General features: G+C 63.6%; 26 protein-coding genes. 5 read left to right on the top strand and 21 right to left on the bottom strand.

Going from position 1 to position 24,630, the window contains the following annotated elements:
* Positions 1–356 precede the first annotated feature (356 nt).
* Complete coding sequence (gene hemL / locus ACX4ZE_RS15545; RefSeq protein ID WP_480274138.1) at positions 357–1,694, bottom strand: glutamate-1-semialdehyde 2,1-aminomutase; 1,338 nt, start codon at positions 1,692–1,694, stop codon at positions 357–359.
* Positions 1,695–1,866: 172 nt separating this feature from the next.
* Between hemL and ACX4ZE_RS15540 the strand changes: the two genes are divergently transcribed.
* Positions 1,867–2,247 (top strand): hypothetical protein, encoded by a 381-nt coding sequence (locus ACX4ZE_RS15540; RefSeq protein ID WP_480274137.1) that lies wholly within the window; start codon positions 1,867–1,869, stop codon positions 2,245–2,247.
* 43 nt (positions 2,248–2,290) lie between these two features.
* On the opposite strand, the gene ACX4ZE_RS15535 is transcribed toward ACX4ZE_RS15540, so the two are convergent.
* The 6 genes from ACX4ZE_RS15535 to hemB all read right to left on the bottom strand — a co-directional run bounded on the left by ACX4ZE_RS15535 (position 2,291) and on the right by hemB (position 6,823).
* Entirely contained in the window at positions 2,291–2,509 is a 219-nt protein-coding gene (locus ACX4ZE_RS15535) for a hypothetical protein (RefSeq protein ID WP_480274136.1), read from the bottom strand.
* A gap of 172 nt (positions 2,510–2,681) precedes the next feature.
* Positions 2,682–3,950 (bottom strand): glycoside hydrolase family 26 protein, encoded by a 1,269-nt coding sequence (locus ACX4ZE_RS15530; protein WP_480274135.1) that lies wholly within the window; start codon positions 3,948–3,950, stop codon positions 2,682–2,684.
* Between the two features lie 299 nt (positions 3,951–4,249).
* Positions 4,250–4,522, bottom strand: coding sequence for a hypothetical protein (locus tag ACX4ZE_RS15525; RefSeq protein WP_480274134.1), 273 nt, complete (start codon positions 4,520–4,522; stop codon positions 4,250–4,252).
* On the bottom strand, positions 4,519–5,001 hold the full coding sequence (locus ACX4ZE_RS15520; protein ID WP_480274133.1) for a hypothetical protein: 483 nt from the start codon (positions 4,999–5,001) through the stop codon (positions 4,519–4,521). The genes ACX4ZE_RS15525 and ACX4ZE_RS15520 overlap by 4 nt, the downstream gene beginning before the upstream one ends.
* Positions 5,002–5,324: 323 nt before the next feature.
* Positions 5,325–5,801 (bottom strand): hypothetical protein, encoded by a 477-nt coding sequence (locus tag ACX4ZE_RS15515; RefSeq protein WP_480274132.1) that lies wholly within the window; start codon positions 5,799–5,801, stop codon positions 5,325–5,327.
* A 44-nt stretch (positions 5,802–5,845) separates the two neighbouring features.
* A complete protein-coding gene (hemB, locus tag ACX4ZE_RS15510; RefSeq protein ID WP_480274131.1) occupies positions 5,846–6,823 on the bottom strand; it encodes a porphobilinogen synthase in 978 nt (325 codons plus the stop codon).
* Between the two features lie 302 nt (positions 6,824–7,125).
* On the opposite strand from hemB, the gene ACX4ZE_RS15505 reads away from it, so the two are divergent.
* Both ACX4ZE_RS15505 and ACX4ZE_RS15500 read left to right on the top strand, forming a co-directional pair.
* A complete protein-coding gene (locus ACX4ZE_RS15505; RefSeq protein ID WP_480274130.1) occupies positions 7,126–7,923 on the top strand; it encodes a hypothetical protein in 798 nt (265 codons plus the stop codon).
* A gap of 191 nt (positions 7,924–8,114) precedes the next feature.
* Positions 8,115–8,387 (top strand): hypothetical protein, encoded by a 273-nt coding sequence (locus ACX4ZE_RS15500; RefSeq protein WP_480274129.1) that lies wholly within the window; start codon positions 8,115–8,117, stop codon positions 8,385–8,387.
* Between the two features lie 50 nt (positions 8,388–8,437).
* Here the strand turns inward: ACX4ZE_RS15500 and ACX4ZE_RS15495 are convergent, their stop codons facing one another.
* The 5 genes from ACX4ZE_RS15495 to ACX4ZE_RS15475 form a co-directional block, all read right to left on the bottom strand.
* Positions 8,438–10,000, bottom strand: a complete 1,563-nt coding sequence (locus tag ACX4ZE_RS15495) for a bifunctional uroporphyrinogen-III C-methyltransferase/uroporphyrinogen-III synthase (RefSeq protein WP_480274128.1) — start codon at positions 9,998–10,000, stop codon at positions 8,438–8,440.
* A 222-nt stretch (positions 10,001–10,222) separates the two neighbouring features.
* A complete protein-coding gene (gene hemC, locus ACX4ZE_RS15490; RefSeq protein WP_480274127.1) occupies positions 10,223–11,278 on the bottom strand; it encodes a hydroxymethylbilane synthase in 1,056 nt (351 codons plus the stop codon).
* Positions 11,275–12,720, bottom strand: coding sequence for a glutamyl-tRNA reductase (locus ACX4ZE_RS15485; protein ID WP_480274126.1), 1,446 nt, complete (start codon positions 12,718–12,720; stop codon positions 11,275–11,277). The genes hemC and ACX4ZE_RS15485 overlap by 4 nt, the downstream gene beginning before the upstream one ends.
* Entirely contained in the window at positions 12,717–13,532 is an 816-nt protein-coding gene (locus ACX4ZE_RS15480; protein WP_480274125.1) for a redox-sensing transcriptional repressor Rex, read from the bottom strand. The genes ACX4ZE_RS15485 and ACX4ZE_RS15480 overlap by 4 nt, the downstream gene beginning before the upstream one ends.
* Positions 13,533–13,774: 242 nt before the next feature.
* Positions 13,775–14,035, bottom strand: coding sequence for a glutaredoxin family protein (locus ACX4ZE_RS15475; protein WP_480274124.1), 261 nt, complete (start codon positions 14,033–14,035; stop codon positions 13,775–13,777).
* A 223-nt stretch (positions 14,036–14,258) separates the two neighbouring features.
* On the opposite strand from ACX4ZE_RS15475, the gene ACX4ZE_RS15470 reads away from it, so the two are divergent.
* Entirely contained in the window at positions 14,259–15,206 is a 948-nt protein-coding gene (locus ACX4ZE_RS15470; RefSeq protein ID WP_480274150.1) for an HAD family hydrolase, read from the top strand.
* Between the two features lie 127 nt (positions 15,207–15,333).
* Here ACX4ZE_RS15470 and ACX4ZE_RS15465 read toward each other — a convergent pair whose 3' ends face one another.
* The 9 genes from ACX4ZE_RS15465 to ACX4ZE_RS15425 all read right to left on the bottom strand — a co-directional run bounded on the left by ACX4ZE_RS15465 (position 15,334) and on the right by ACX4ZE_RS15425 (position 23,667).
* A complete protein-coding gene (locus ACX4ZE_RS15465; protein WP_480274123.1) occupies positions 15,334–16,341 on the bottom strand; it encodes a lysophospholipid acyltransferase family protein in 1,008 nt (335 codons plus the stop codon).
* Positions 16,338–17,384, bottom strand: coding sequence for an NAD-dependent epimerase/dehydratase family protein (locus tag ACX4ZE_RS15460; RefSeq protein ID WP_480274149.1), 1,047 nt, complete (start codon positions 17,382–17,384; stop codon positions 16,338–16,340). The genes ACX4ZE_RS15465 and ACX4ZE_RS15460 overlap by 4 nt, the downstream gene beginning before the upstream one ends.
* Positions 17,385–17,620: 236 nt before the next feature.
* On the bottom strand, positions 17,621–17,722 hold the full coding sequence (locus ACX4ZE_RS15455) for a 30S ribosomal protein bS22 (RefSeq protein WP_003402602.1): 102 nt from the start codon (positions 17,720–17,722) through the stop codon (positions 17,621–17,623).
* A gap of 228 nt (positions 17,723–17,950) precedes the next feature.
* Positions 17,951–18,226 (bottom strand): helix-turn-helix domain-containing protein, encoded by a 276-nt coding sequence (locus ACX4ZE_RS15450; RefSeq protein WP_480274148.1) that lies wholly within the window; start codon positions 18,224–18,226, stop codon positions 17,951–17,953.
* Between the two features lie 163 nt (positions 18,227–18,389).
* On the bottom strand, positions 18,390–19,208 hold the full coding sequence (gene proC, locus ACX4ZE_RS15445; protein ID WP_480274122.1) for a pyrroline-5-carboxylate reductase: 819 nt from the start codon (positions 19,206–19,208) through the stop codon (positions 18,390–18,392).
* A gap of 27 nt (positions 19,209–19,235) precedes the next feature.
* Positions 19,236–20,129 (bottom strand): thioesterase family protein, encoded by an 894-nt coding sequence (locus ACX4ZE_RS15440; protein WP_480274121.1) that lies wholly within the window; start codon positions 20,127–20,129, stop codon positions 19,236–19,238.
* 136 nt (positions 20,130–20,265) lie between these two features.
* Positions 20,266–21,171: a sugar phosphate isomerase/epimerase family protein gene (locus ACX4ZE_RS15435; RefSeq protein ID WP_480274147.1), complete on the bottom strand. Its 906-nt coding sequence runs from the start codon at positions 21,169–21,171 to the stop codon at positions 20,266–20,268.
* Positions 21,172–21,283: 112 nt separating this feature from the next.
* The gene (locus ACX4ZE_RS15430) at positions 21,284–22,639 is read right to left on the bottom strand and encodes a hypothetical protein (protein ID WP_480274120.1); all 1,356 of its coding nucleotides are present in this window, start codon (positions 22,637–22,639) and stop codon (positions 21,284–21,286) included.
* Positions 22,636–23,667 (bottom strand): Ppx/GppA family phosphatase, encoded by a 1,032-nt coding sequence (locus tag ACX4ZE_RS15425; RefSeq protein WP_480274119.1) that lies wholly within the window; start codon positions 23,665–23,667, stop codon positions 22,636–22,638. Before ACX4ZE_RS15425 ends, ACX4ZE_RS15430 begins: the two co-directional genes overlap by 4 nt.
* Positions 23,668–23,732: 65 nt before the next feature.
* Between ACX4ZE_RS15425 and ACX4ZE_RS15420 the strand changes: the two genes are divergently transcribed.
* The gene (locus ACX4ZE_RS15420; protein ID WP_480274118.1) at positions 23,733–24,605 is read left to right on the top strand and encodes a DUF3109 family protein; all 873 of its coding nucleotides are present in this window, start codon (positions 23,733–23,735) and stop codon (positions 24,603–24,605) included.
* Positions 24,606–24,630: the final 25 nt, after the last annotated feature.

Here is a 24,630-nt window from a genome sequence, read left to right as displayed (position 1 = left end):
GCCCTCGGCCGTGCTCTGCGCGGCCGCCGCGGCGAAGTGCGCCCCTGCGTCGACCACGCTCGATGCTGCGTCGACCACGCTCGATGCTGCGTCGACCACGCTCGATGCTGCGTCGACCACGCTCGATGCTGTGGGCTCGGTAATGGTGGGCTCGGTACTGGTCGACTCGGTATCGCTGGGTATGGACCCGCGCACTGCGTTCACGGCGGCAAACTGTTCACCCACTTCGATCACAGTCGCCTCCGCGTTGGCATCGGGATCGGCGGAATTCTGGTCGGCAGCGACCGCTTCGGCGGTACCGCTGGTCGGCTCGGCTAGCTCGAGCCGGTCGGCATCGGGCTGATCAAGATCGGAGCTCACGCGCAGGATCCTTCGGGGGTGGCGGCCGCCGCCGCGTGCGCGGCGGCGGGCAAAGCGGCGGCGATACGGTCGAACGCATTCTCGTCGAGCGCCGCGGAGACGAACCATGCTTCGAACGCGCTCGGTGGCGCGTACACGCCATTGCGGAGCAAAGCATGGAAAAACGCTGGGTAGCGCCAAGTCTCACTCGCCTTGGCGGCTGCATAGTCGGTGACCGGGCGTTCGGTGAAGAACACGCTCACCATATTGCCTGCGAACTGAACGTGATGCCTTACCCCTTCGGCAGTCAAGGCCGCGCTGAGTAAACCGCCGAGCTGTTCGGCATTACGGTCGAGCACGGTGTATAGGTGTTCATCGGCCGCGCGCAACGTGGCCAGTCCCGCCGCCACCGCCACCGGATTACCGGACAACGTGCCCGCCTGGTAGACCGGCCCGAGCGGGGCGAGATGGTTCATGATGTCAGCGCGCCCGCCGAATGCGGCGGCGGGTAGCCCGCCGCTCATCACCTTGCCGAAGGTGTACAGATCACCCGCGACGCCTTCCCGGCCGAACCAACCCGCACGGCTGACTCGGAAGCCGGTCATCACCTCGTCCATAATCAGCAGCGCGCCGTGCTCGGCGGTCAAAGCGCGCAGGCCGGCATTGAATCCGGGCAATGGTGCGACCGCGCCCATGTTGCCCGCCGCCGCTTCGGTGATCACGCATGCGATCTCGCCCGGATTCGCAGCGAACGCGGTGGCAACAGCATTCAGATCGTTATAGGGCAGCACAATGGTGTCAGCCGCCTGGGCGCCGGTCACGCCCGGCGAAGTAGGCAATCCGAGTGTGGCGACGCCGGAGCCCGCATCCGCGAGCAGCGCGTCCACGTGGCCGTGGTAACAGCCGGCAAATTTGATGATCTTGGTGCGACCGGTGTAGCCGCGGGCCAACCGGACCGCGCTCATGGTGGCCTCGGTGCCCGAATTCACCAAGCGCACACGTTCCACCGGCGTGACCCGCTGCACGATCGCCTCGGCCAGCTCGATCTCGGCCTCGGTCGGCGCACCGAACGACAGCCCGCCGCCCGCTGCCCGCCGCACCGCCTCTACGACTGTTGGGTGCGCGTGCCCCAGGATCATCGGGCCCCAGGAGCAGACCAGATCGACATAGTGGTTGTCGTCGGCATCGACGAGCGTGCATCCGTCAGCCCAAGCGACGAATCTCGGCGTACCGCCGACGGATCGGAAGGCCCGCACCGGCGAGTTGACGCCACCCGGGATCACCGAACTAGCCCGGTCGAAAAGCTGGGTGGAAGCCGGCACCACCGCACCGGTCACATGCGGAGAAGAACTCACAGGCTCCAGTGTCTCAGCCTTCGAGAAACAGTTCTACGACAGGGTGTAACACAGTGATATACACCGCAGCCGACCGGCAACACGCCGAAGTGGTGTTCAGCGTGGATTTCGATCGCTGAGCGGTTGCCGGTGCGTAGTGTCGGGACATCATCTATCGGCTGGGAGGGTCTGCATGCGGATCGGCATCATCAGTGCGCTTACCGCGGGCGCCGTCATCACCGTGGCACTTGGCACCGGTTCCGCCCACGCGGAGCCGCTCGAGCAACTCGGGCAAGGGCGTATCGGCATCCATCTGGACCACAGCGCGACCGCTACATTGGCCGATGGACCGATTCCCGCAGTGGTCACTATGGTCGTACCACCCAACCGAATCGGCGCAGGATTGAAAGACGACTCCGCGATCTACCGCGACAAGCACGGCGGGGTGCACGCTTCATTGCGCCAAGTGGTACTGGAAGCAGCCGACCATCCGGACGGGACGGTCAGCATCTATCTGAACGCCCCTGGCACCCGTGGCGGGCGCGTGCTGGACATCTATCAACATTGGAACTGAGCAGGCGACCAGGCTCTCCATGTACTCAGGTAGCCCCATGTACTCAGGTATACATGCAGGGCACCTGCGCCGATACACTGTGCAGCAGGCACATGAACGAGTTGTACGGGCCCGCGGAACCCGAATCCGGCACGAGGACCGGCGCGTCTATAGCGGATGGACCTTTCGGCGGCAAGCCAGGGTTCGCGGTGGCTTGCGCGGCTGGAGCCCCCAGGGCTGCCACGGCCAACGCGACACAGATCTTCACGGCAAATCGGTTCATCCGACACTTCCTTCATCAACGCGCATTCCAACTGCGGCCGAAATACTAGTGGCTACAGCAGCATTCCTGGCAGGGACCACTGATCGGCGAGCGCCTATCTCGCCGTGACCGCCGTGCAGGGTATGCGACCGACCGCGGATGGGCGGTCGGTCGCATACCGATCAGGACTCGCTCACCAGCCTGGCATCTTGTCCAGCGTTATCACATTAGGTGCCGCGTAGAGCTTGGCGATCGTGTTCTTGTTGTCATTGATGAAGTCGGACCACTGCATTGCCCAAACCCATTTCGGCTGCTGTCGCAGTAGGGCCGGTGTCGGCATGTGCTGCGCCTCACCGATCGCAATCGGCTTACCCTGGGCGTAATTAACGATCGCGTCGTAGAAATCTTTCCGATACGGGCCGCTGTACACATCGAGCGACAGTACGTCGTAGTAGCTGCGCCCCGGATCATATTTACGCAGGTCGTTCGGCATATTCGGGAAGTCCTGTATGTTCCACTCCCACACGATATTATCCAGCCCCTTGTTCTTGGTCAGGTAATCGTGGGTGATTTGATATAAACGTGCGGATCCGTTCGGCCCAGCGTGACACGCCCACCAGAAACGGCACTGATTCATCTCGTGCAGCGGTCGGAACACTACCGAAACGCCACTGTTTTTCAGATCTTGGAAGTAGGTGGCAAGGGTGTCGAGCCGGGATATCCAATTTTTGTAAAGTGCGGTGCCCGGCGTGGTGAGCTGGCGAAACTCCGCATCCGTCAGCTGCGCGTGGTTGGCGCCACCGATCTCGTCCCACTCGCACTTCTCATCGCGTTTGGGTGAGCAGGCGTGATAGGTCAACACCACCAACGCCCCCTTGGCGTATTGCGCCTTGGCCTCCTGGATCATTGTGTTCCGGTACTGTATCTGCTTACCGAAGAGGAAGTCGCTCCCCCACAGGGCCGAATGGCGACCCGCGATCGCATCATTTTGGTCGGTGTAGCTGTGCGGCGTATTCAAGTACTTATTGTGGACACCGACCACGGTCGCAGTGCCTGAGGTCCGATTCAGGAAGTCGATGATCTTCTGCCTGCCCGCGGAACCCGAACCCGAACCCGAACCCGGCGTGGGGATAGGCAGACTCGCGGAACCCGAACTCGGGGTAGAGGTCGACTGACTCGAGGAACCCGAACCCTGCGTGGAGGTCGACTGACCCGAGGGACCCGAACCCTGCGTGGAGGTCGACTGACCCGAGGGACCCGAACCCTGCGTGGAGGTCGGCAGACTCGCGGGACCCGAACTCGGGGTAGAGGTCGACTGACTCGAGGAACCCGACAGAGGGTCCGAAGCATTGATATCGGCCACCGACCGCTGGTCCGGGGTCGCACCTGCCGGCACGGCCGGGACCCCTAAGGCAGCGGCCACAGCAAATGTGGCACATATTCCTCCAACAAACCGTTTCATCAAACTTCCTTCATCGACACATGTCCTACCTGTGACACGGAATGTCCATGTTCGCAGGATATATCTGACAAAATACGCGGCGGACAGAAGTCCACGAAGCGCGGTAGCACCATAACGCATATTTAAGCGATTCGCAGCACTTCAGAAAATACATGGCTATTTCTTCTCGAGATAGCGTCCAGCCAATGCGTTGATCAGGTGCTCTACCACCGTGAACAGCACGTGATACCATCGTGAACAAAATGTGATAATCAGACAAGTCGCCGACGGCCGCATTTCACACAGTCAATCGAGTACAATCAGCGAAAGCAGCGCTCGGCCCCGGCCGAACCACGGACACCACGCACGAGCCGGGTCACCATATCGATCGTGAGCAGCCCGGCCGCCGCGATAAGTACCGCGGCCAACAGCTGCCACGGCGCGACATAGCGTGTCGCGGTGAAACCCGGCACATCGCCGGAAGGTCGAAAGGTGGTGATGCGCACACTGCTCTGCCAGCACAGCACTGCTCCGAATAACGCGAGCACAATCAGATCCAGTTCGACGAACGCCGCGATAATCCAGCGCTTCAACGATCCGCTCCGTCCTCGCTGCTGGACGTGGCTTCGGTCAATGCCCCCCGTAGCGCCCGGTGGTCTCTAGCCCACGCTTGCACCACAGTTCCATCGACCAGCCGCAACCCGATGCCGGTACGGCGACGCGGTACGCCAGTCAATTCACCGAGTGCCCTGGCCGATTCCCATTGCTCCTCGCGCCGAGAACGCTCGCCCCTTTCGGGGAAGACTTCGTCGATCGAATTCAGCGACAACGACTCGGTACCCGAGCGCAGCGTCGCCGGAGTCAGTTCTACGCTGGCATGCCGTTTACCCGCGATCACTTGCAACGCGACGAAACCCGCGATCAACGCGGCACAGAACGACAGGGCGAACCAGTGTGCGGAACCACCCGTGCCGAGCTCGAAGGCAAGAATGACAGCGCACAGGAAGGGCCCGTAGGACACCGCGCGCCAACGGGCACCAGGTTCGGCGAACAAGACGGTCTCGTCGGTCACACCGAAACCAGCACCGCAGGATACGGCGGAAGCACGATAGACGCGATCAGTGCGTGGAGCTGGGTAACGACAGCACGGCGATGGTCAGCACCGTGAACAGGATGAGCAGGCTCCATACGGCCAGATCTCGCCGAATGCTGTGCGGCTGCTGGATCACCACTCGCATCGTTGCCTCCGATCCTCCAGAGCCCTCTGTCGAACTTCCGCACGCGACGCGCGACCACATATGACAAACGACTACCGGTTTCCATGTCCACTGTGACAACCCTCACCATACATGCCGAACTGCCCCGGACAAACTGGAAACTTGTTCCACTACTGGCTCAGCGCCCGCTCGGATGAAAGTACGCGGTGGACTCCGCGCGATAAGCCAGATAGATCGCACCGACCGCGAGCACAGCTTGCACGATCGACGCGCCACCGGCCACCAACGAGGCCATCCCTGTCACCTCATTGATCGCCAACAGCGATCCGACACCGACCAGCACAGACCACCCGCCGAATACCGTCAGCACGGCCCGCGCCCAGAGCTTGCCTCGGCCGAACTGGTGCACGACCATCAGCGCGAATGCCGAGAACCCCAGCCCGGCCAGCGCGAGGGCCACATACACCAGCGCCACCGCCAGCTCAGCGCCTGCCATCGTGACTTCCGCGTCCTGCGTACGGGCTCGCTCGAGGACCTCCTCGGCGAAGATGCGCCGCTGCGGCAGTGCGGCAATGACCGACGCGAGCAATTGCACAACGCCGAAACCGATGACACCCCACCACAACCGCCGCGCGGTATCGATATCTTCCGGCATCGGAGCTCGGCTCAGTCCAGTATTCGATGGCCCCGCTCTGTTCGTCACGACAGCCAGTGCGCGACCTCGGTCGCCCAGTAGGTGAGCACGATATCCGCGCCCGCCCGCCGGATACCGAGTATTGATTCGAGAATAGCGCCGCGCCGGTCGATCCACCCGCGCTCCGCCGCTGCCGTGATCATCGCGTACTCACCGGAGATCTGATAGGCAGCGACCGGGACGGTCGATCGGTCTGCGACATCGCGCAGAATGTCCAGATAAGACATCGCAGGCTTCACCATGACGATATCCGCGCTCTCGGCTAGATCCAACTCCAGTTCGCGGATCGCCTCACGGCGATTGGCCGGGTCCTGCTGATAGGTGCGCCGATCACCACGTAGCGAGGAACCAACAGCCTCACGGAACGGACCATAGAACGCCGAGGCGTATTTCGCGGAGTAGGCCAGGATGCCGGTGTCGGTACACCCTGCAGCGTCCAGCCCGCGCCGGATCGCGCCTACCTGGCCGTCCATCATGCCGCTGGTACCGAGCAGGTCGGCACCCGCCTCGGCTTGGGCGAGCGCCATCTCGACATAACGATCCAAAGTCGTGTCGTTGTCGACGGAGCCATCGGCGGCAAGCACGCCGCAATGGCCGTGATCAGTGAATTCATCCAGGCAGGTATCGGCCATGAGCACAGTTGAATCGCCTACTTCATCAGCGAGCGCGCGCACACCGCGATTGAGTATGCCCTGCGGATCACCTGCTCGACTACCGACAGCGTCCTTGTCCTCCGGACGGGGTACACCGAACAGCATGATCCCACCGACACCTGCGGTAACTGCCTCGACAGCCGTTTTGCGCAACGAATCGAGCGAATGCTGCTCAACTCCAGGCATGGAACCTATCGCGCGTGGCTCACTCAGGCCATCGGCCACGAACATCGGCAATACCAATTGCCGCGGGCGCAAAGTTGTCTCAGCCACGAGTCGACGCAAGGCCGGGGTCCGGCGCAATCGCCGCGGGCGGTCCATTCCGGTCATGAACCGCAGGATACGCTCGGCCCAATAGGTTGTCGCAAGCAGCACTGGGGATGCGGAACCCATTCCGGACAGCCATACGCACAGATGACCGTACGCACAGATGTCATAGCCGTGGCGACGACGACATTCCGGTGCCACCACCGCACAGTTCAGCGCGGAATGGACCCGATTCGGGTATACAGCAACGAATGCGAACAGGCGATGGTCGGTGCGCGGCGCGGGTAAAGCCCACCGAATAACAGTGTGTGCAATCTCACCCACAACAGAATTCGAAGGGTCATACTCCGACTAGGCGAGACTCCATGGGGGATAACATGCCCGATCCGCACATCGATATCTCGCTGGCCACAGCCGCCGACTTCGAATCGTGGGTGGCGGTACTGCTGTCGGACTGGTGGCCGACATTGACCGGCGATCTTCCCCCGCCCACAACCACCAGGAGAGATTGGCACGCCACCGACTCGACCGGACAGAGCTTCCGAGTCGAGTTCCTTGCACAGCAGCGCACCGAGCCTCGCGTACTGCCCAGCGCACACGCCGCCTTCGCCGCACTCGGCGTCCATCCCGACGAACGCGAGTGGGCGGGTAGTTGCGGCACACACCTGATGGGCTGCACTGCGGACGCTGCCGTCGCACTGTGGTTCTCTGATACCGAACACTCCGTCTTCGTCCGGCTGCGCAGCCGGACCTGTCGGGTGGTCCCGGAGGCGGGCTTGCGATTGCTCGCCGACGCCGAAGCGACTCTGCCGTTCCCGAACACTACGACAGGGCCGCTGGATGCACGCGTAGCCCGCAACAGCGCACGACATTTGCTCGCCGAGCACAGCGCACGGCATGCTCCTCCGGGCGACCCTATGCAACTGGGCCCCCCGGAGCGGGTTGCCGATATCGGCTGGGCCTTCATCTTTCCATGGTCCACCGTGTCCTGGTACACCGGTAGCGCGGTGCCCATGCTCCCGCCGGGGAGTCGGGGGCCGATCGTGGTGGTCAAGGATACCGGGCATGCCTGGTTACTGGACAGCCTCGGCAACTACGACGAGCAACTGACCAACTACGCACGCGAATACGGCTATCCGACCCCGGCGGGACATACCCGCTGATCAGACGACACGGCCTCCGCGATGCCAGCGCACCACCGACTCGGGCCCGTCCACAACCGTCGCACGCCGGGAAGTGGCGCACAGTACGGCCCGCGAGAACTCCTACCCAGCGGAAGTGTCAGCATCACGCGGTAGAATCGAAGGTATGTTCGAGGGGTTGGTCGCCCCTGATCGTCATGGGAGGGATGCCAATGCGCACACCACACACCGTTCTCATCGATCGCCCCTATGCCCCGGTGCAGAAGCGTCCGCTGCCTCCGGGTCGCCCCCGAGCGTGGTACGTCATGCACAACCGGCGACTGAAGGCGATGCGGTTGGCGATCGCTCTGCTCGACTCCGGCGTCTACGCGCCGAGCTACGCGACGAACAAGCGGATCAGACACACTGCCGAGGTGATCGGCATTCGGCCACCCTCAGATACCACCTGCTCACTGGTCCGCACACTTATGCGCAAACGGTACTGAACTCGCCTTCAGCCGACACTCGGGTCGCGCACCATCTGAAAACCGACGGATCAGCGGCTACGACGGCTCTTCTTGCGCGGCGGCGGCAACAATCCCTCGGCACGCAGTCGGGCCGCATGCTCGGCCAGTGCCTCGACCAGGGGCCCGACCTGGGCTACCTCCGGCTGCACATCCACCCGCAGGCCGAACTCGATGGCCGTTTCAGCAGTCTTGGGACCGATGCAAGCGACGATTGTGCGCGCGTGCGGCTTGCCCGCAATACCCACCAGATTACGCACCGTGGAGGACGAAGTGAACAAGACCGCGTCGAAGCCGCCGGTCTTGATCATTTCACGCGTCTCCGCAGGCGGCGGCGAGGCGCGCACCGTACGATAGGCAGTCACATCGTCGATCTCCCAGCCTCGGTCGCGCAACCCCTCGGCCAACGTCTCGGTGGCGATGTCAGCGCGAGGCAACAGCACCCGGTTCACCGGGTCGAAAACGTCGTCGTAGGGCGGAAAGTCGGCCAGCAGACCTTCGGAGGACTGTTCCCCACTCGGCACCAGCTCTGGGTTGATGCCGAACGAGCGCACCTTGTCCGCAGTGGCCTCACCGACACAGGCGATCTTCACACCGGAGAACGCCCGTGCGTCCAGGCCGAACTCGGCGAACTTCTCCCATACCGCGCGCACAGCGTTGGTCGAGGTGAACACCACCCACTGGTAACGACCGTCGACTAAACCCTTGACCGCACGCTCCATCTGGGCCGGACTGCGTGGCGGTTCGACCGCAATGGTCGGGACTTCCATCGGAATGGCGCCGTGTGTGACCAGTCGCTCGCTCATTTCGGCCGCCTGGTCCTTGGTGCGCGGCACAAGCACGGTCCAGCCGTACAATGCGCGCGACTCCCACCACGACATCTTCGCGCGATGCGCGACCACCTTGCCGATAGTGACCACAAGCGGGCCGACCAACTCCGACGCCGCGCTGTTCAATGTAGCCAGGGTGGCCTCGATGGTGCGCTGCTGGCGGGTAGTGCCCCGCACAGTCACCGCAACCGGAGTCTGTGGTGCCATGCCATGTTCGACCAGTGCACTCGCAGTCTCGGCCAGATGCCCGGATGTCGCGTGCAGTACCAGCGGACCCAGCGCGGCAGCCAGGGCAGTCCAGTCGACTTCGCCACGTACATCGGCCTCGGTATGTCCGGAGCCGAGCGCGATACCGGCGTAACTGGGCACTGCCGAACCGTTGGGCAGACCGGGCAACACCTCGAACACCATATGTGACCGGGTGACAGCGTTGACCTCGGCGATCACCGAGTCTGTGGTCAGCGGATCACCCGCGACCACGCGGACCACATTGCGCCCGGCGCGCGCCTCCGCGATCAGCGTCTTGGCCACCTCGACCGGCTCGCCGAGCGCAGGCCGCACATCGACCTGGCGTTCCCCATCGGGGCATGGCTCGACCTCGGTACCGATAAGGGCGAGCACACCCTTATCCACATCAGGGTCGGTGAACGCCAACGTGGCTCGTCCGATCGCCGCACGTGCCCGCACAGTGAGCAACGCCGGGTCACCAGGACCCGACCCGACGAAAAAGATCCGGCCGGGGTGCTTCTTTGCAGCTCGACTCACGCTGCGTCCTTTCCGGCATGAGCGGGCCCCTGCGTGGTCACGCTCCGCTGCCTCCTCCGGGCCTGACCACTCATGCCGACGTCCTTTCCGGCATGAGCGGGCCCCTGCGTGGTCACGCTCCGCTGCCTCCTCCAGGCCTGACCACTCATGCTCGCACCTCGTTCGCGCCTGGCTCGGGCAGGTCCGAAGGCTCGGTGCCTGTGGTTCGCGCGATGCGCTCGCTCATTGGCTGTTCTCCATTGGGCTGGGGTTGATCAAGTCTGTCGCAGGCGAATTCGCCGCCTGGTTGTGCGAACTGTCGTCCGGTTCGATGGCGAGTAACTCTCGTGCGCCCAGGTCGAGTAGCTCGCGGGCCAGCGCCCGGCCGAGTTCCGCCGCGTCCTCGGGAGCGCCGAGTACCGACGCACGCAATACGTCTGATCCGTCGACGGCTGCCGCGCACGCCCGCAGCGATAGCTCGTCCACGACTCGCCCTTCGTCGTCGAGCGATTCGACCACCTCGGCGAGCGCGCCGACCGGAGCGGTACAGCCTGCCTCTAGCTCGGCCAGTAGAGAACGCTCGGCGAGCACCGCCGCTCGAGTGGCCGCGTCATCCAAGTCGGCCAGTATCTGTACGAGGGCGGCGTCATCGCTGCGGCATTCCACCGCTAGCGCCCCCTGGGCGGGAGCGGGCAGCATCTGCACCGGCTCCAATGCCTCGGTGACCGCTTCCAACCGCTCTATGCGAGCCAAACCGGCCCTGGCCACTACGACAGCGTCCAATTCGCCTTCGCGAACTTTACGCAACCGGGTGTCCAGGTTGCCACGCAGCGGGACGACGTCCAGGCCGAGACCGAGTGCGCGCAACTGCGCCGCCCGCCGTGGCGCCGAAGTGCCGACCTTGGCGCCTACCGGCAATTCACCGAGCACCGCGCCATCGCGCGCGACCAAAGCATCCCGCGGATCTTCCCTCGGCGGAATGGCGGCAATGATGAAGCGGGGGTCCGGAGTTGTCGGCAGGTCTTTGTAGGAGTGCACCGCGATGTCGATGACACCGGTGGCCAGTTCGTCGCGCAGCGCGGTGGTGAACACTCCGACGCCGATCTTCTGCACTGGGTCCGCGGACAGGTCACCGGCGGATTTGATCACGACCAGCTCGGCCGGGTGTCCTGCCGCGATCAGCGCATCCCGTACCGTACCCGCCTGGGTCAGTGCCAGCAGACTCCCCCTGGTGCCGATCCGCCACGGCGAGCGCGTCCCGTCGGTAGGCGCATCGTCTTCTCGGTACACCATGGTCATGTTGTCTGCCCCTGTTCCTCGCCGCGGTGTCCTTTGGTGAAATCGTCAACCAGTGCGAACTTGTCCCCGTCGGCCGATGCGATTTCGACATGTTCGCCACTGAGCGCGGTGAGCTCCATCGGTGCGGCCACCGCCTGCGCAGCACCAGGTTTCAGTTCGAACAGCTCGCGCAACGCCTTGGCATAGCTGTCGCCGCCTGGCTTAGACGCCAGCTGCTTGACCCGTACCGTCGGCGCATGCAACAGCTTGTCGACCACTCGACGCACTGTGCGCGCCAACTCGTTACGTTCCGGGTCGGTGAGACCGGGTAGCCGCGAGTCCAGGCGGAGCAGTTCCGCCTCGACCACCGCCGCCGCCCGCTGTCGCAGTGCGGCAACCGTCGGAGTGACCTCGGCCATCCGCTGTCCGGCAAAGTATTTGGCGAGCTCCTTGGCGATGATCGAACGGGCGGCCACAGTATCGGCGGCGGCGGCACCCGCCTCAGGGTCGCGCTGCAGTGTCTCGATATCGATGAGCACGACGCCAGGAAGCCCGGCCACCGTATGCTCCACATCGCGAGGCAAGCCCAGATCACAGAACACCAAAGGCCGTTCCACCGCGGCGGATTCTTCGTCACGCTCGCGTTCGGTCAGCGCACGGTGGGTGTCGGCGAGCGTCACAACCGCACCGACCGCACCGGTACAGGCGACCACCACATCGGCTTCCGCCAATGCCTGGGAAAGCCTGGACAGTTCCCTCACGTCCGATGCGACACCGTGCGTGCCCGCAGTCTCGGCGAGCCTGTGTGCCCGCTCAACAGTGCGGTTCACCACGATGATCCGTCCGATCCCCGCACGCGAAAGATGTGCGACCGCAAGGCCGCCCATCGCGCCCGCGCCGACCACAACAGCAGTCCGCCCGGTCAACGGCCCGAGTACCTGCTGGGCCCGATCCAGTGCCACCGACACCACCGAAGCGCCCGCGCGATCGATTCCGGTTTCAGCGTGCACGCGCTTACCGACCCGCAATGCGTGCTGAGCCAGCTCATGCAAAGTCCGTCCGACCGCCTGCTGCGCGTCGGCAGCGGCATAAGCGCCACGGATCTGGCTGATCACCTGCTGTTCGCCGATCACCATCGAGTCCAGACCGCTGGCTACCGAGAACAGATGCTCGGCGACGGCTTCGGAGTAGCGGACGTAGGCATACTTGGTCAGCTCCGGCAGCGGTAGGCTGGAGTGCTTGGTCAGCAGATCACTGACCTCGTCGAGTCCGCCGTGGAAGGCGTCGACTACCGCGTAGATCTCCACCCGGTTGCATGTGGAAAGGATCATGGCTTCGGACACGCGACCGGAAGCCAGCAAGCGATCGATCATCTTCGGCCTGTCGGTATCGGTGATAGCCACTTTCTCCAGCACTGACACCGGGGCGCTGCGATGCGATATACCGACGAGGAGGACGCTCATGGTGTGACCACCGATCTCTTACTGCTTGGCTCCGTTACCGCATGCGAAGTTCCCGAGTTCTGAATTGTCGGATGTGGTGCGGGCAGGCAGTGGGCGACGTGACTCGGCCCGGCGTGCACGACCTCCGGCAACGGGGTCTGCTCTGCGTTGCGCAACCGTTCGAATGACAGCATCTGCATTTCGACGGCCAGGTCCACCCGGCGAATCTCGACCGTCGCCGGTGCGATCAGCTCACACGGGGCGAAGCTCAGAATCGATTGCAATCCGGCGGCGACGAGCCCGTCACACACCTCTTGTGCCGCGGCTTCGGGAACAGCGATAACCGCGATGGTCGGCTTCAACTCGGCGACCACTGCGGCCAGCTCGGCGACCGCACGCACTGTCAGACCGGCGACCGACATGCCGATGACCTCAGGGTGGCTGTCGAACATACCGACCACGGTGAAACCACGACGCGGGAACCCACCGTAGCCCACCAGTGCCCGGCCCAGACTTCCCGCGCCGACCAGCACTACGCGATGCCCTTGCGCCAGACCGAGTACGTTCTCGATTCGGGAACGCAGCTTGGCCACGTCGTAACCGACGCCACGAACGCCGTTGGGGCCGAGGAAAGATAAATCTTTGCGCAACTTTGCCGAATTGACACCCGCCGCGGCGGCGAGTTCCTCACTCGATACGATGGCAATATCGTCATCGGCCAATACGGTGAGTACACGAAGATAGGTGGCCAACCGCGCGACCGTGGCCTGCGGGATTTCCTTCTGCAGAGCCCTGCCGGAGACGCCGCTCGGCGCCTCATGCTGCTCTGTCACGTCTTCGGCTCCTAGTCTTCGGCTCCTCGGGCAACCGGTTCGTCGCTCGACCCACTGACCCGGGACGTGCCGGTGCCGTGTTGTCGAAGTTTCGAATTTCGGGGCGGTCCCGCAGGCCTCGGCGGGCGGGTCGCGTGCCACCACCGTAACTGCTTGTGAAGCCCTGCACAAAGTCGGTGAAATTGGCCTCATTTTCCGCCGCGACCAGCACAGTGGCCCACATGGAGATACGGCGGCGGCACTCAGCTCATCAGATCCGCGCGTAATCGCCGCTCGTCGACGTCGAAATAGCTGTGCTCACGGCCATCGAGCAGAACGACAGGAAGCCGATCGCCGTACTCCGCGCGCAGGCCAGGGTCGGTCGCGGCGGCGACATCGACGTCGATGGTCCCCGGTTCGATACCGAATTCCGTACAGATCTCGCGCAACTGCTCCAGCGCCGTCGTGCACAGGCCGCAGCCCGCCCGAGTAAGCAATGTCACTGAATGCGTGGGAGTGGTCATGGCGGATATTACATCGAGGTCCAGACACTCTCCTAGGCCGGTATCTATTCACCCGATTGTGTCGCCCACTGAGTTATACGGTGACTGCCACCCGATCCGACTAGTGTTGACATGGTTCGTGCGACGGGCGGAGGTATTGGTGCCGGAACGATCGAAGGTGGCGAGAGCCGGATTCATCGCAGGACGCTTCGGTGAGTTTCCGGTGCGATGGAACCTGAGCCAGATGGGTCAGGGGCTGCAGGACCAGCTCGCCCGAATCTCGCGCAGTCCGTTCGGCCCGAGCGAAGAGGAATTGCGCGCCAACCTGGCCGGTGAAGCGAGCGCGGATGCCGCACTGACGTTGCACGACGCGGAACTGGCCGCGGGCGAGGCGGACACCGCACGATCGGAGGTACCGCGGGATCTGACCGCAGCGGCATTCTTCGATGTTGACAACACCATGGTGCAAGGCGCGTCTATTGTGCATTTCGCTCGTGGTCTGGCAGCGCGCAAATACTTCAAGTCCTCCGATCTGCTACAAGTCGCCTGGAAACAGGTGAAGTTCCGGGTCACTGGCAGAGAGAGCAGCACCGATATGGCCAGTGGCAAAGAAAAAGCGCTGGCATTCATCGCTGGACGCTCGACCGCCGAGTTGGCTGTGCTCGGCGAGGAGATCTACGACGAGATCATTGCCGACAAAATCTGGCCCGGCACCCGTGCTCTGGCACAGATGCACCTGGACGCGGGTCAGCAAGTGTGGCTGGTGACCGCGACACCAGTGGAACTGGCCCAAGTGATCGCCAAGCGACTAGGGCTGACCGGCGCGCTGGGCACCGTCGCCGAGAGCACGGACGGGAAGTTCACCGGGCGCTTGGTCGGCGACATCCTGCACGGACTCGGTAAGGCGCATGCGGTGCGTACGCTGGCGATTCGCGAGGGCCTGAACCTCAAGCGGTGCACCGCGTATTCCGATAGCCACAATGATGTGCCGATGCTCTCGCTGGTCGGTACCGCGGTGGCGATCAATCCAGATTCGGATCTGCGTGAAGTAGCCAAGAATCGCGGTTGGGAGATTCGTGACTTCCGCACTGGACGCAAGGCCGCCAAAATCGGCGTGCCGACCGCACTAGTGCTGGGTGCGGCGGGCGGCGCGGTCGCCGCCGCCATTACTCGGCGCCGCGGCAGCGCCTAGCCGAGACGACCCCCATAAAGACAGCGCCCACAGAGATAGATCCCACAGAGATAGATAAGGGCCAACCAATCCCACAATCAACCCAGCGCGAGTCCGACGCGCGCGTTCGGGCGGATATAAGCGCAGATCAGCCCATGAAAACGTTACGGCGCTTGGTGAGCAGTTTGTAGAGCGTCTGTTGAATGGTTTCGCGCACCTGGTCGGTGACCTCGAACATGGTCATCGGGTCATCGGCCGCTTCCGGCTCATAAGCGTTGGTCAGAATAGGGTCGCCGAACTCGATGTACCACTTCGACGGCAGCGGCATCATCCCGAGTGCGCCGAGATGCGGGAACAGCGGCGTCACCGGAAAATACGGTAGTCCGAGCAACCTGGCCAGCGGCTTGAGGTCGGCTATCTTGGGGTAGATCTCCTCGGAACCGACAATGGAGCACGGGATGATCGGTACGCCGGTGCGCACCGCTGCGGCAACGAAACCACCGCGGCCGAAACGCTGTAATTTGTAGCGGTCGGTGTACTTCTTGCCGACGCCTTTGAAGCCCTCGGGGAACACTCCGGTCAACTCACCGGAACGCAACAGCCGCTCGGCGTCCTCCGGGCAGGCCAGCGTGTGTCCAGCCCGGCGAGCCAGCACACCGAGCACCGGCACCTCGAACATCAGATCAGCGGCGAGTAAGCGCACCGCGCGTTGCTTGGGGTGGCGATCGTGCAAAGCCACCTGCAGCATCAGGCCATCCAGTGGCACGGTGCCGGCATGGTTGGACACGATCAACGCCCCACCCGCTTCCGGAATGTTCTCTATCCCGTTGACCTCCACTCGGAACCACAGATCCGACAGAGGACGCAGCATGGGGAGAAAAACCGAGGAGAGGAGATGTTCGTCGAAACCGAACTCATCGACTTGATAGTCACCGACCAGCCTGCGACGCGCGAAATCGGCGGTCTTGGTGATCCGCTTGCCGAGCGCACCACGCACCATTTCCGACAGCGACTGCGGCGGCGGAGGCTCCACCGATGCACGCCGCTCCAGGAGCGACGTCACCGGTCTCGGGGCGGGCAAGCGCCGCTGGGCAGATCGGTGGCGCGTCTCGAACTGGGTGTCGTGCAGTTGGATGACCTTCGCTACGTCACTCATTGATGTGCTCCCGTACCGGCCCCGAGCAGGCCGAGCAGTTTGTGTTCTGCGGCGTCTATCCATGTGGGATCGACCACGGGCCGCAACGCTGCGCCCCCGATGAAGTCGTCGAATGCCTGCACCGTCGTCCAGCGCGGCACGAACCCGAGTTCGGTGCGCATGCGTGTGGTGTCCAGGCCACAACCGAAGTGGAAATAGTCGAGCTGTTCCGCGAAGAACTGGTGCATCACTGGGCCCATCAACAGACGTCCCGCCGTACGGAACAGTGTGAAAGGCAGCGGCAATTCGATCTGGCCCGCCCGCCTGACCGCTTGTGACAGTGTCAACGCGCCATCGCCCGCGATATTGTATGTGCCGCTCGCCGCCGTCTGCGCCGCCGAAGTCAACGCTGACACCGCGTCCTCTTCGTGCAGTAACTGCACCCGAGCATCCCGGCCGAATACAGTGGGCGCCAGTGGCCAACCAAAATACTGCATTCCATGCGCGGCTAACCGAGGCCCTACGATCGGGGCGAATCGAAGAATTGACGTGGCGATATCGGGGCGCCGCCGAGCGAGCCCGCGAACATATCCTTCGATCTCGATCATGTCACGAGCGAACCCGCCTCGCGGCGGCCTGCGCGCACTCATTTCCTCGCTGAATTTCGCGGGGTCCTTCGCACTGCACCCATACACCGCCGACGAGGAACGCAGCACGACGCGCCGCACCGACGACGCTTTCTGACACACCGCGAACAGCTGCATCGCACCGAGGACATTGTGGTCCTTCATCACCGTGCGCCCGCCACCCGCCGGTGGGCGCGACAGCACCGCGGCATGTACCACGGTATCCACCTCGCCACCATCGATTACCTTACGGATCAATGGGTTTCGAATATCCGCACGCACGAACTCGGCGCGACCTATGCGCCGCAAAGCCTCTCGGCCGGGCGTTCTCGTATCCACGGCGAGAATACGTTCGACCTTGGGATCCTGAGCCAGCCGAGAGACGACCGTACCGCCGAAGTACCTACTGGCTCCGGTGACCAGCACAACTCTCGGCACATGCCCTTCCCGACCTTCAGAAATCACCGGCACCCGCTTCCCATTGCCAGCCGCCACAGTGTTTATTCCCAGTCCCTAGCGTAGCGGTTATCTACCCGAACACCGGGATTATTAACCAGGATCTAACGATGTCTTCAGTCACCCGATACAAGGGATGATTTCAAAATTTCAAATTTCACAAAAAAGGCCCGTCACCAATTGATGACGGGCCTTCTCGGCTACCGCGCAGCGATGATTTACTTGCCGAGTTTGCGACGCTGGACACGCGTACGGCGAAGCAACTTACGGTGCTTCTTCTTCGACATGCGCTTGCGGCGCTTCTTGATCACAGAACCCATAGGGTTGTCCTCGCGTTCTCTCTACTCGGCGCGCACGCTCACCGTGCGCGATTGCCGGACGTCCGTCCACCCAGCATCCCCGGCCGGACGGCCGGGTTGCTCGGCAAGCCTCACGCCCCGTGTCCGCGCCGCCGGGTACCACCGGGCAACCAACAGCGATGCCGCCGGCGGGCGGGCACGAACCGAGGAGCCATCGTACCGGTACCCCCCTCCGGCCCCGAAACCGCCTCAACCGGCGTCGAAATAGGACGCTTCCAGATAATCGTGCACCGCCTTGGCATGCACCCGGAACGATCGACCGACGCGCACAGCGGGCAGCTCGCCCGAATGCACGAGACGGTAAACCGTCATCTTGGATACCCGCATCAGAGTCGCCACTTCGGCGACAGTGAGGAACTGGGTACCACCGCCGAGCACAGATTGCCCTTGCGGCGCCGAATCCCGCTGTACCCGGGGATTTCCCCGGTTGCCCGCCGGTCCGGAGCTGCCGGAATCCGCAGACATCTTATTCGAAGACATCATTGCACCATCGACCTCCGGCACGTCCGCGCCGCCGGCTTCCCCACCGGCGGAACAGACACGCACGTGCTCCTTGAAGCTTAGCGGGACCGGTGGTGTTACTGCGACGGGAGTGAGAAATCGGCGTTTCCCAGCGAAAGAGGACCGGTTATTCCGCGGACGCGCCCTGTTCGACCGACCGTTGCCTGGCCGCGTACAGCGCTTCCAGAAACAATGAGCGTAATCCACCGCGCTCCAGTTCACGGAGCGCGGCCGCAGTAGTCCCCGCCGGCGAGGTGACCGCGGCACGCAGGTCTGCCGCGGTCTGGCCAGAACTGTCCAGCAGCGCCGCCGAGCCGATCATGGTCTGCACCACGAGCTCAGTGGCAACATCTCTGGTGAGCCCGAGCCCGACACCCGCGTCCACCATGGCCTCGACGACCAAAAAGAAATACGCGGGCCCAGACCCGGACACCGCAGTGACCGCGTCCATCTGGGTCTCCGCGACAGCCACCACCTTGCCCACCGCGCTGAGCACCTCGGTCACCAGTTCCAGATGTTGCCCCCGCGCGTAACGGCCAGGCGCGATCACGCTCATACCCTGCCCCACCAGCATCGGTGTATTCGCCATAACCCGCACTACTGGGAATCCGGCGGGCAACTTGCTCTCCAGCCGGGAGGTGGGCACTCCAGCAGCCAATGAGACAAGTACTTGGTCGCGATCGCTGCTCAGCTCGGCCTTGCCCAGTGAAGTGAGCACGCCGTCCACATCACTCGGCTTCACTGCGATCACCAGTAGATCCGCGCCGACGACCGCATCTGCCACATCATCGGTAACCCGGATACCGAAACGATCGGCTATAAGATCTGCTCGCTCTCGGTGTGTCTCCGCGATGACCAGATCCTTGGTCATTCGTCCAGACTCCAGCAGCCCAGCGATCAACGCCTCCCCGATACGCCCGCCACCGATCACCGCAATTCTCGTCATGGGCCTCAAGGCTAGACGGCGCGCGGCTCACATCCCGCGCTGGGGAACAAGAGCCAGCTGACGGCTCTGCGCGACAATCGCTCCGCTGGAGTCGAACACCAACTGGTCCTCATCGAACATTCGATCACCGACCTCATGCGCGGTGGCGATAATCCGCAACCAACCCGGCGCGGGCCTGCGCCGTAAATATGTGGTCATCTGCACAGTAGGCGCCCAACCCAAGCGACCGAGATTCAACGGCACCGGCGGGCTCATGTCCGCGCACATCATAGCGAAGAACATGGCGATGTCGGAGTCCTGCTCATCGCCGGGCCTTGGACGCATCCACATCCGCAGGCGCGGCTCTCCCTTTTCTCCATCGGCGAAACGAGCCCATGCATGGTCGAGGTAGACTTCGGCACCCTGACCCATGCGCATCATATTGCCCATCGGGGAACCCGGCGCGTAACTAATCGCATCGGCGGGCGGCTGCATGGGCACGTCGATACCTTGCGCCACGTATATCGGGTCGGTGTCGTCCAACCGCCCGAAGGTGAACGCCGTGCGCACCAGAGCGCGCCCGTCTTGAATGAGCTCGGTGTCGGCAAGACAGATCTGGCGACCGATCTTACGGACGCGCACCTCGTACACCACCGCACCGGGATTCGGCGCACCGAGAAAATCGGAGCTCGCGGCAAGAGGGGCCATCTCGACCAGAGCTGGATCAGAAGCCCGTAACCACTTCGCTGCCGCTGCCGCACTGGCCGCGACCATGGTGCCCCCGTGCACCTTTGTTCCGATAGTCCAGATTTCGTCGATAACACCCGCGTAACGACCCACGTCCGGGGTTGTCGTCCGCAGCTCGGTCAGCTCACACACCCGACTGAACGGCGCATCGATGGTAAGCGCAGGGCCCGAGTCGGCCGCCAGCTCCGTCGTCATCCTCACTCCTGTCCTCTATGGACTGCGCCACTAGCGCCACGCACGGTTCCAGTCGCAGTTCGGCTACTAGAATTCGTACAACGTACAACAGTGAGAATTCGATGTTCATCTCTCCCCATCCGAGATGGGACGGGTGTCACATCGGCGGTTCGGCCGAGACTCGGCTCTGGCCGGTGGAGGCGGACGTTGAAGTGGGGGAAGTGTCTAGATGCCTGCGCGCGAAGGTCAACGTGCGGTGCAGCATGGCAGCCCGGTCTCCCACCGTACGCGCGTTCTGGGTGTTGATCTCTGCCACTGCCTGGCCGGAGAAGCCCGTGCGGACCAGATGCGCACACACTTGTGCACAGGGCTGAGTGCCCTCACCCGGAACCAGATGCTCATCGTGGGCGGCACCTCGGCCATCGGCCAAGTGTAGATGCGCCAGACCCGACCCCATACGGGTCGCCAAGGCCAGCGGATCGGCACCTGAGGTCGCCGTGTGCGACAGATCGAGTGTGTAGTGCCGGAAACCGGTATCGGTGGGATCGTATGACGGGCTGAAAGCGGTGAGCGCGGGGCCAGGGCCACCGCGCCGTTCCAACCTTCTGACCGCTCCGCCACTACGACCGAACAGCGTGTCCGCGCGCATCGGGAACATATTCTCCACTGCGACGATCACCGAGCTGGTCTCTTCCAGTTCGGCCACCTGCGTAACGAACCCCGCCGCATAGCGACGCTGCCAGCGGAACGGTGGATGTACGACCACAGTGCGCGCGCCGAGCGCCTCCGCAGTACGCACGCTTCGCGTGAGCTTGGCAACTGGGTCCGCGCCCCACACCCGCTGCGAGATAAGCAGACAGGGCGCGTGTACCGCGAGTACCGGAACACCGTATTTGCGGGAGTAAGCCTGCACGGTATCGATACTCTGACTGGCCGGTTCGGCCCACACCATCAATTCGACACCGTCGTAGCCGAGCTCGGCCGCGTAGTGGAAAGCGGCCTCGGTATTCTGCGGATACACCGAAGCTGTGGACAAGCCGACTTGGATAGGCCTGTGTCTGATCGCCTCGCCCGGCTCGTCCGATGCGACAACTCCTGTCCGTGCCACCGGACCAGGCGCATATTGTCGCCCGGTCTCGCTCGCCTGTCCGATGTTCCCCACGACCGCTCCCTGCTCAACTCGTACTGAGAAGAAAGGCTAGCGGCCCCAACGTGACAAAGGTGCCCACGACGACAGCGATCACAGTACTGAGGATATCGTCGGTCCTACGCAGGATTCGGACGAGAGCCACCAAGCCGAGAATGACGATCGCCGCCAAGGCCAGCGCCCCCAAGGGAAGCACCTCCCACATACGCTCGAACCCCTTGAACAGCACCATGCCGACGATGGCCGCACTGATACTCTGACCACCCAGGATCATCCACTGACGTCGGTTGACATTGTCCACCGACTTCTTCGCCGCACGCGACCGGCGCGGCGATGCGGCGCGGGCAGGCCTGGACTGCTCCTCCTCGTCCGCTTCGACCGGCTCGTGCACATCGGTGATGCCATCGGATTCCGCAGCATCGCCATGAGAATTTCTGGCTTCGCGCTCACTATGGCTGGCTCCGTCTTTCCCAGCGCGCTCAGCCCGCTCGACACCATCACGTAACAAATCGCCCGCCACCGTCTGACCAGAGACCAGCTGCTGGTCTCGACTGGCCAGGGAAAATGCGGCGGTCGGGATGCCGCCGGACGCCAGCTCCGCGTCACGTGACGGGTCTCGATTCTTGTGTTGTCGAGCGGACCGGTCGGGAAGATCGTCCTCACCATTGTATAGAGGCGATCTCCCGTATGTACTCCGCTCGGTGTCGGCCGAAACGACCGGCTCCGGGTCGATCGGCATTTCCGGATCAGGAACGTCATCGCCATCAGTCGGTGTCCACGCCGCAGTGGGCGGGCCGGATTCCTCGGCCGCCGCCTCCGCAGCTCTGCGCCTGGCCGCACGGCCACCCCGAATACCATTGTGCTCGGAAAGATTGTGCCCGGAGAGCCGGATCGAGTGCTCGATCTCCGCATCCTCCGAGGCAAGCTCGTCTCGCCTGCGTCTGCGGCCGGAAAGAGCCGGTACCTCGGAAACACCGTTGAACAGCGGGTCGGCCACATGCGGTCCGGATCCGGCCGAGTGGGGTCTGGGCAAAGAAGTGCCCGATGAAAGCGAGCCGAAGGGCGCGACGTATTGTGCGGAGGAAGACAGCTCCCGATCCGGCACGGCAGAGTGGGACGGTGGCTCCGTCGTAGTGGAAACTGGTTCCTGTACAGGCGGTTCGAGCGCGGACGCCGAATACTCGGGCTCTTCCTCATCTGAATCCGACGCGGCGTGAGCGGAATGGCCACTCTCCCGGACGATCGGCAGGTCGCCGGTCAGTTCGGCAACGGAGATGCCCCGGCCACTACGACGGCGCCTGCCTCCACTGGTTCCCGCACCCCCCTGCTTGCCGTTTCGCGCTAGCAGCTCCGCCACCGATAGTTGTTGGGAATCCTCGCTCATGAAGGCACCACCCCGATCGAGCCCGACGATCGCGTACTACCGCCAACCGGCGTGCCGCCTTCGGCCGCAGGCCCCGCTGAGCAGATCGCTTCGGGTCCACCATTCATCTCGGTATCCAGTTTGCGCAGAATGAGCCCCTCGCGCAGCGCCCAAGGGCAGATCTCCAAGGTATCCAGCGACAGCGCCCGCATACTCGCCTCCGCGACCAACGCGCCGGCCACCAATTGCTGTGACCGATCGGAACTCACGCCTTCCAATTCTGCACGGTCGGCCGCCGTCATCCGCGAGATGAACGCAATCAGTTGGCGCAGACCAGAACTGGTGAGTGTGCGACGCACCCGCAGGCCCGCCGCGGAAGGCGCCGCACCGGTCAGTCGAGCGAGCGAGCGAAACGTCTTCGAGGTGCCGACAGCCAGATCCGGTCTGCCCGGCTCGATCAGTTTTTTCGCCGGAACCACCAACTCGGCGTCGAGCCAGTCGCGCAGCACCGCCACCCGGCGCTTACCTGGAGGATCCTCACTCAACCACTCCCGTGTCAACCGGCCCGCGCCCAGTTGCAGAGAAAGCGCTACATCAGGTTCTTCGTCGCCGCCATTGCTCATTTCCAATGATCCGCCACCGATGTCCAGATTGAGAATGCGGCCGGCACTCCAGCCGAACCATCGACGCACCGCGAGGAAGGTCAGCCGCGCCTCATCGACGCCGGAAAGCACCCGTAAGTCGACGCCGGTCGACGCGCGCACCTCGGCGAGGACCTCATCGGAATTGGTCGCCTCACGCAGCGCCGAGGTGGCGAACGGCATCAGCTCGACACAACGGGAGGTCTCGGCGATGCTGGCGAATTCGGCGACGGTGTCGATCAGCCGTCGCGCACCAGCCTCGGTGATGCGTCCCGCTTCGTCGATGTTCTCCGACAGACGCAGCGTGGCCTTCGTTGAACTCATGGGCAAGGGGTGGCCACCGCGATGCGCATCCACCACCAGCAGGTGGACGGTATTGCTTCCGACATCGAGTACCCCAAGCCGCACATGAATACGGTACTGGGTGCCGTGGTACTTCAACCCAGGCGACCGAACTGTTAGCGTCCTCAACCGTGACGTTAGGCGTATCCGCGAACGGCCCGGCCCAGCCCGCACCAGCGAGAAAGCTTGTTCCGACCCCCGAGGTCGATCCCGACTTTCCTCGCGAATGGATCGAATTCCTTGATCCTGCAAACGATGAGCATCTGATTACCGCTGATCTGACCTGGCTTTTATCGAGATGGACGTGCGTATTCGGCACACCAGCTTGTCAAGGCATCTTGACCGACCGGCCTTCCGACGGTTGCTGTTCACACGGCGCATTCCTCTCCGACGACGATGATCGCAAACGGTTACAACGCGCTGTGAAAATGCTCACACCGAAGGACTGGCAGTTCATGGCCGAGGCCACCGACCCGGAAGGCAAGGTCACCAAAAAGGGTTACCTGGAATCCGACGAGCTGAACGACGAACCCGCGTTGCGCACTCGTCGACTCGACGGTGCGTGCGTCTTCCTCAACCGTCCCGGCTTCGCGGGCGGCGTCGGCTGTGCGCTGCACACCATGGCACTGCGCCGCGGCATCGAGCCGCTGGAGGTGAAACCGGATGTCTGCTGGCAACTACCGATCCGACGCACCCAGGAATGGGTGGACCGGCCCGATGGCGTGGAGATCCTGCACACCGTGATCACCGAGTACGACCGTCGTGGTTGGGGTCCCGGCGGGGCCGAACTGGCCTGGTACTGCTCCGGTTCCCCCGACGCACATGTCGGCAGCAAGCCGGTCTGGCAAGCCTATGCACCGGAACTGACCGAACTACTCGGCGCCCCCGCCTACACAGAACTGGTCAGACACTGCGAACGCCGCGCCGGGCTCGGCCTGATCGCCGTCCACCCCGCCACTGTGCACGCCGAGCGGATGCATGATCCCGCCGAGCAGCCCACGTGATAGCCCGCCCACCGAGCACCCGTCC

It is taken from the genome of Nocardia sp. TBRC8007 (assembly GCF_056629435.1).
This window is presented reverse-complemented; position numbering and strand designations above follow the sequence as displayed.

Excerpts from the sequence above, each read along its gene's own strand:
- ACX4ZE_RS15475 (WP_480274124.1), bottom strand. The coding sequence starts at position 14,035 with ATGACCACTCCCACGCATTCAGTGACATTGCTTACTCGGGCGGGCTGC.
- ACX4ZE_RS15455 (WP_003402602.1), bottom strand. The coding sequence starts at position 17,722 with ATGGGTTCTGTGATCAAGAAGCGCCGCAAGCGCATGTCGAAGAAGAAG.
- ACX4ZE_RS15500 (WP_480274129.1), top strand. The coding sequence starts at position 8,115 with ATGCGCACACCACACACCGTTCTCATCGATCGCCCCTATGCCCCGGTG.
- ACX4ZE_RS15505 (WP_480274130.1), top strand. The coding sequence starts at position 7,126 with ATGGGGGATAACATGCCCGATCCGCACATCGATATCTCGCTGGCCACA.
- ACX4ZE_RS15515 (WP_480274132.1), bottom strand. The coding sequence starts at position 5,801 with ATGCCGGAAGATATCGATACCGCGCGGCGGTTGTGGTGGGGTGTCATC.
- ACX4ZE_RS15540 (WP_480274137.1), top strand. The coding sequence starts at position 1,867 with ATGCGGATCGGCATCATCAGTGCGCTTACCGCGGGCGCCGTCATCACC.
- ACX4ZE_RS15465 (WP_480274123.1), bottom strand. The coding sequence starts at position 16,341 with ATGAGTGACGTAGCGAAGGTCATCCAACTGCACGACACCCAGTTCGAG.
- ACX4ZE_RS15440 (WP_480274121.1), bottom strand. The coding sequence starts at position 20,129 with ATGACGACGGAGCTGGCGGCCGACTCGGGCCCTGCGCTTACCATCGAT.
- ACX4ZE_RS15535 (WP_480274136.1), bottom strand. The coding sequence starts at position 2,509 with ATGAACCGATTTGCCGTGAAGATCTGTGTCGCGTTGGCCGTGGCAGCC.
- ACX4ZE_RS15450 (WP_480274148.1), bottom strand. The coding sequence starts at position 18,226 with ATGTCTGCGGATTCCGGCAGCTCCGGACCGGCGGGCAACCGGGGAAAT.
- ACX4ZE_RS15470 (WP_480274150.1), top strand. The coding sequence starts at position 14,259 with ATGGGTCAGGGGCTGCAGGACCAGCTCGCCCGAATCTCGCGCAGTCCG.
- ACX4ZE_RS15430 (WP_480274120.1), bottom strand. The coding sequence starts at position 22,639 with ATGAGCGAGGATTCCCAACAACTATCGGTGGCGGAGCTGCTAGCGCGA.
- hemB (WP_480274131.1), bottom strand. The coding sequence starts at position 6,823 with ATGACCGGAATGGACCGCCCGCGGCGATTGCGCCGGACCCCGGCCTTG.
- ACX4ZE_RS15530 (WP_480274135.1), bottom strand. The coding sequence starts at position 3,950 with ATGAAACGGTTTGTTGGAGGAATATGTGCCACATTTGCTGTGGCCGCT.
- hemC (WP_480274127.1), bottom strand. The coding sequence starts at position 11,278 with ATGACCATGGTGTACCGAGAAGACGATGCGCCTACCGACGGGACGCGC.
- ACX4ZE_RS15485 (WP_480274126.1), bottom strand. The coding sequence starts at position 12,720 with ATGAGCGTCCTCCTCGTCGGTATATCGCATCGCAGCGCCCCGGTGTCA.
- proC (WP_480274122.1), bottom strand. The coding sequence starts at position 19,208 with ATGACGAGAATTGCGGTGATCGGTGGCGGGCGTATCGGGGAGGCGTTG.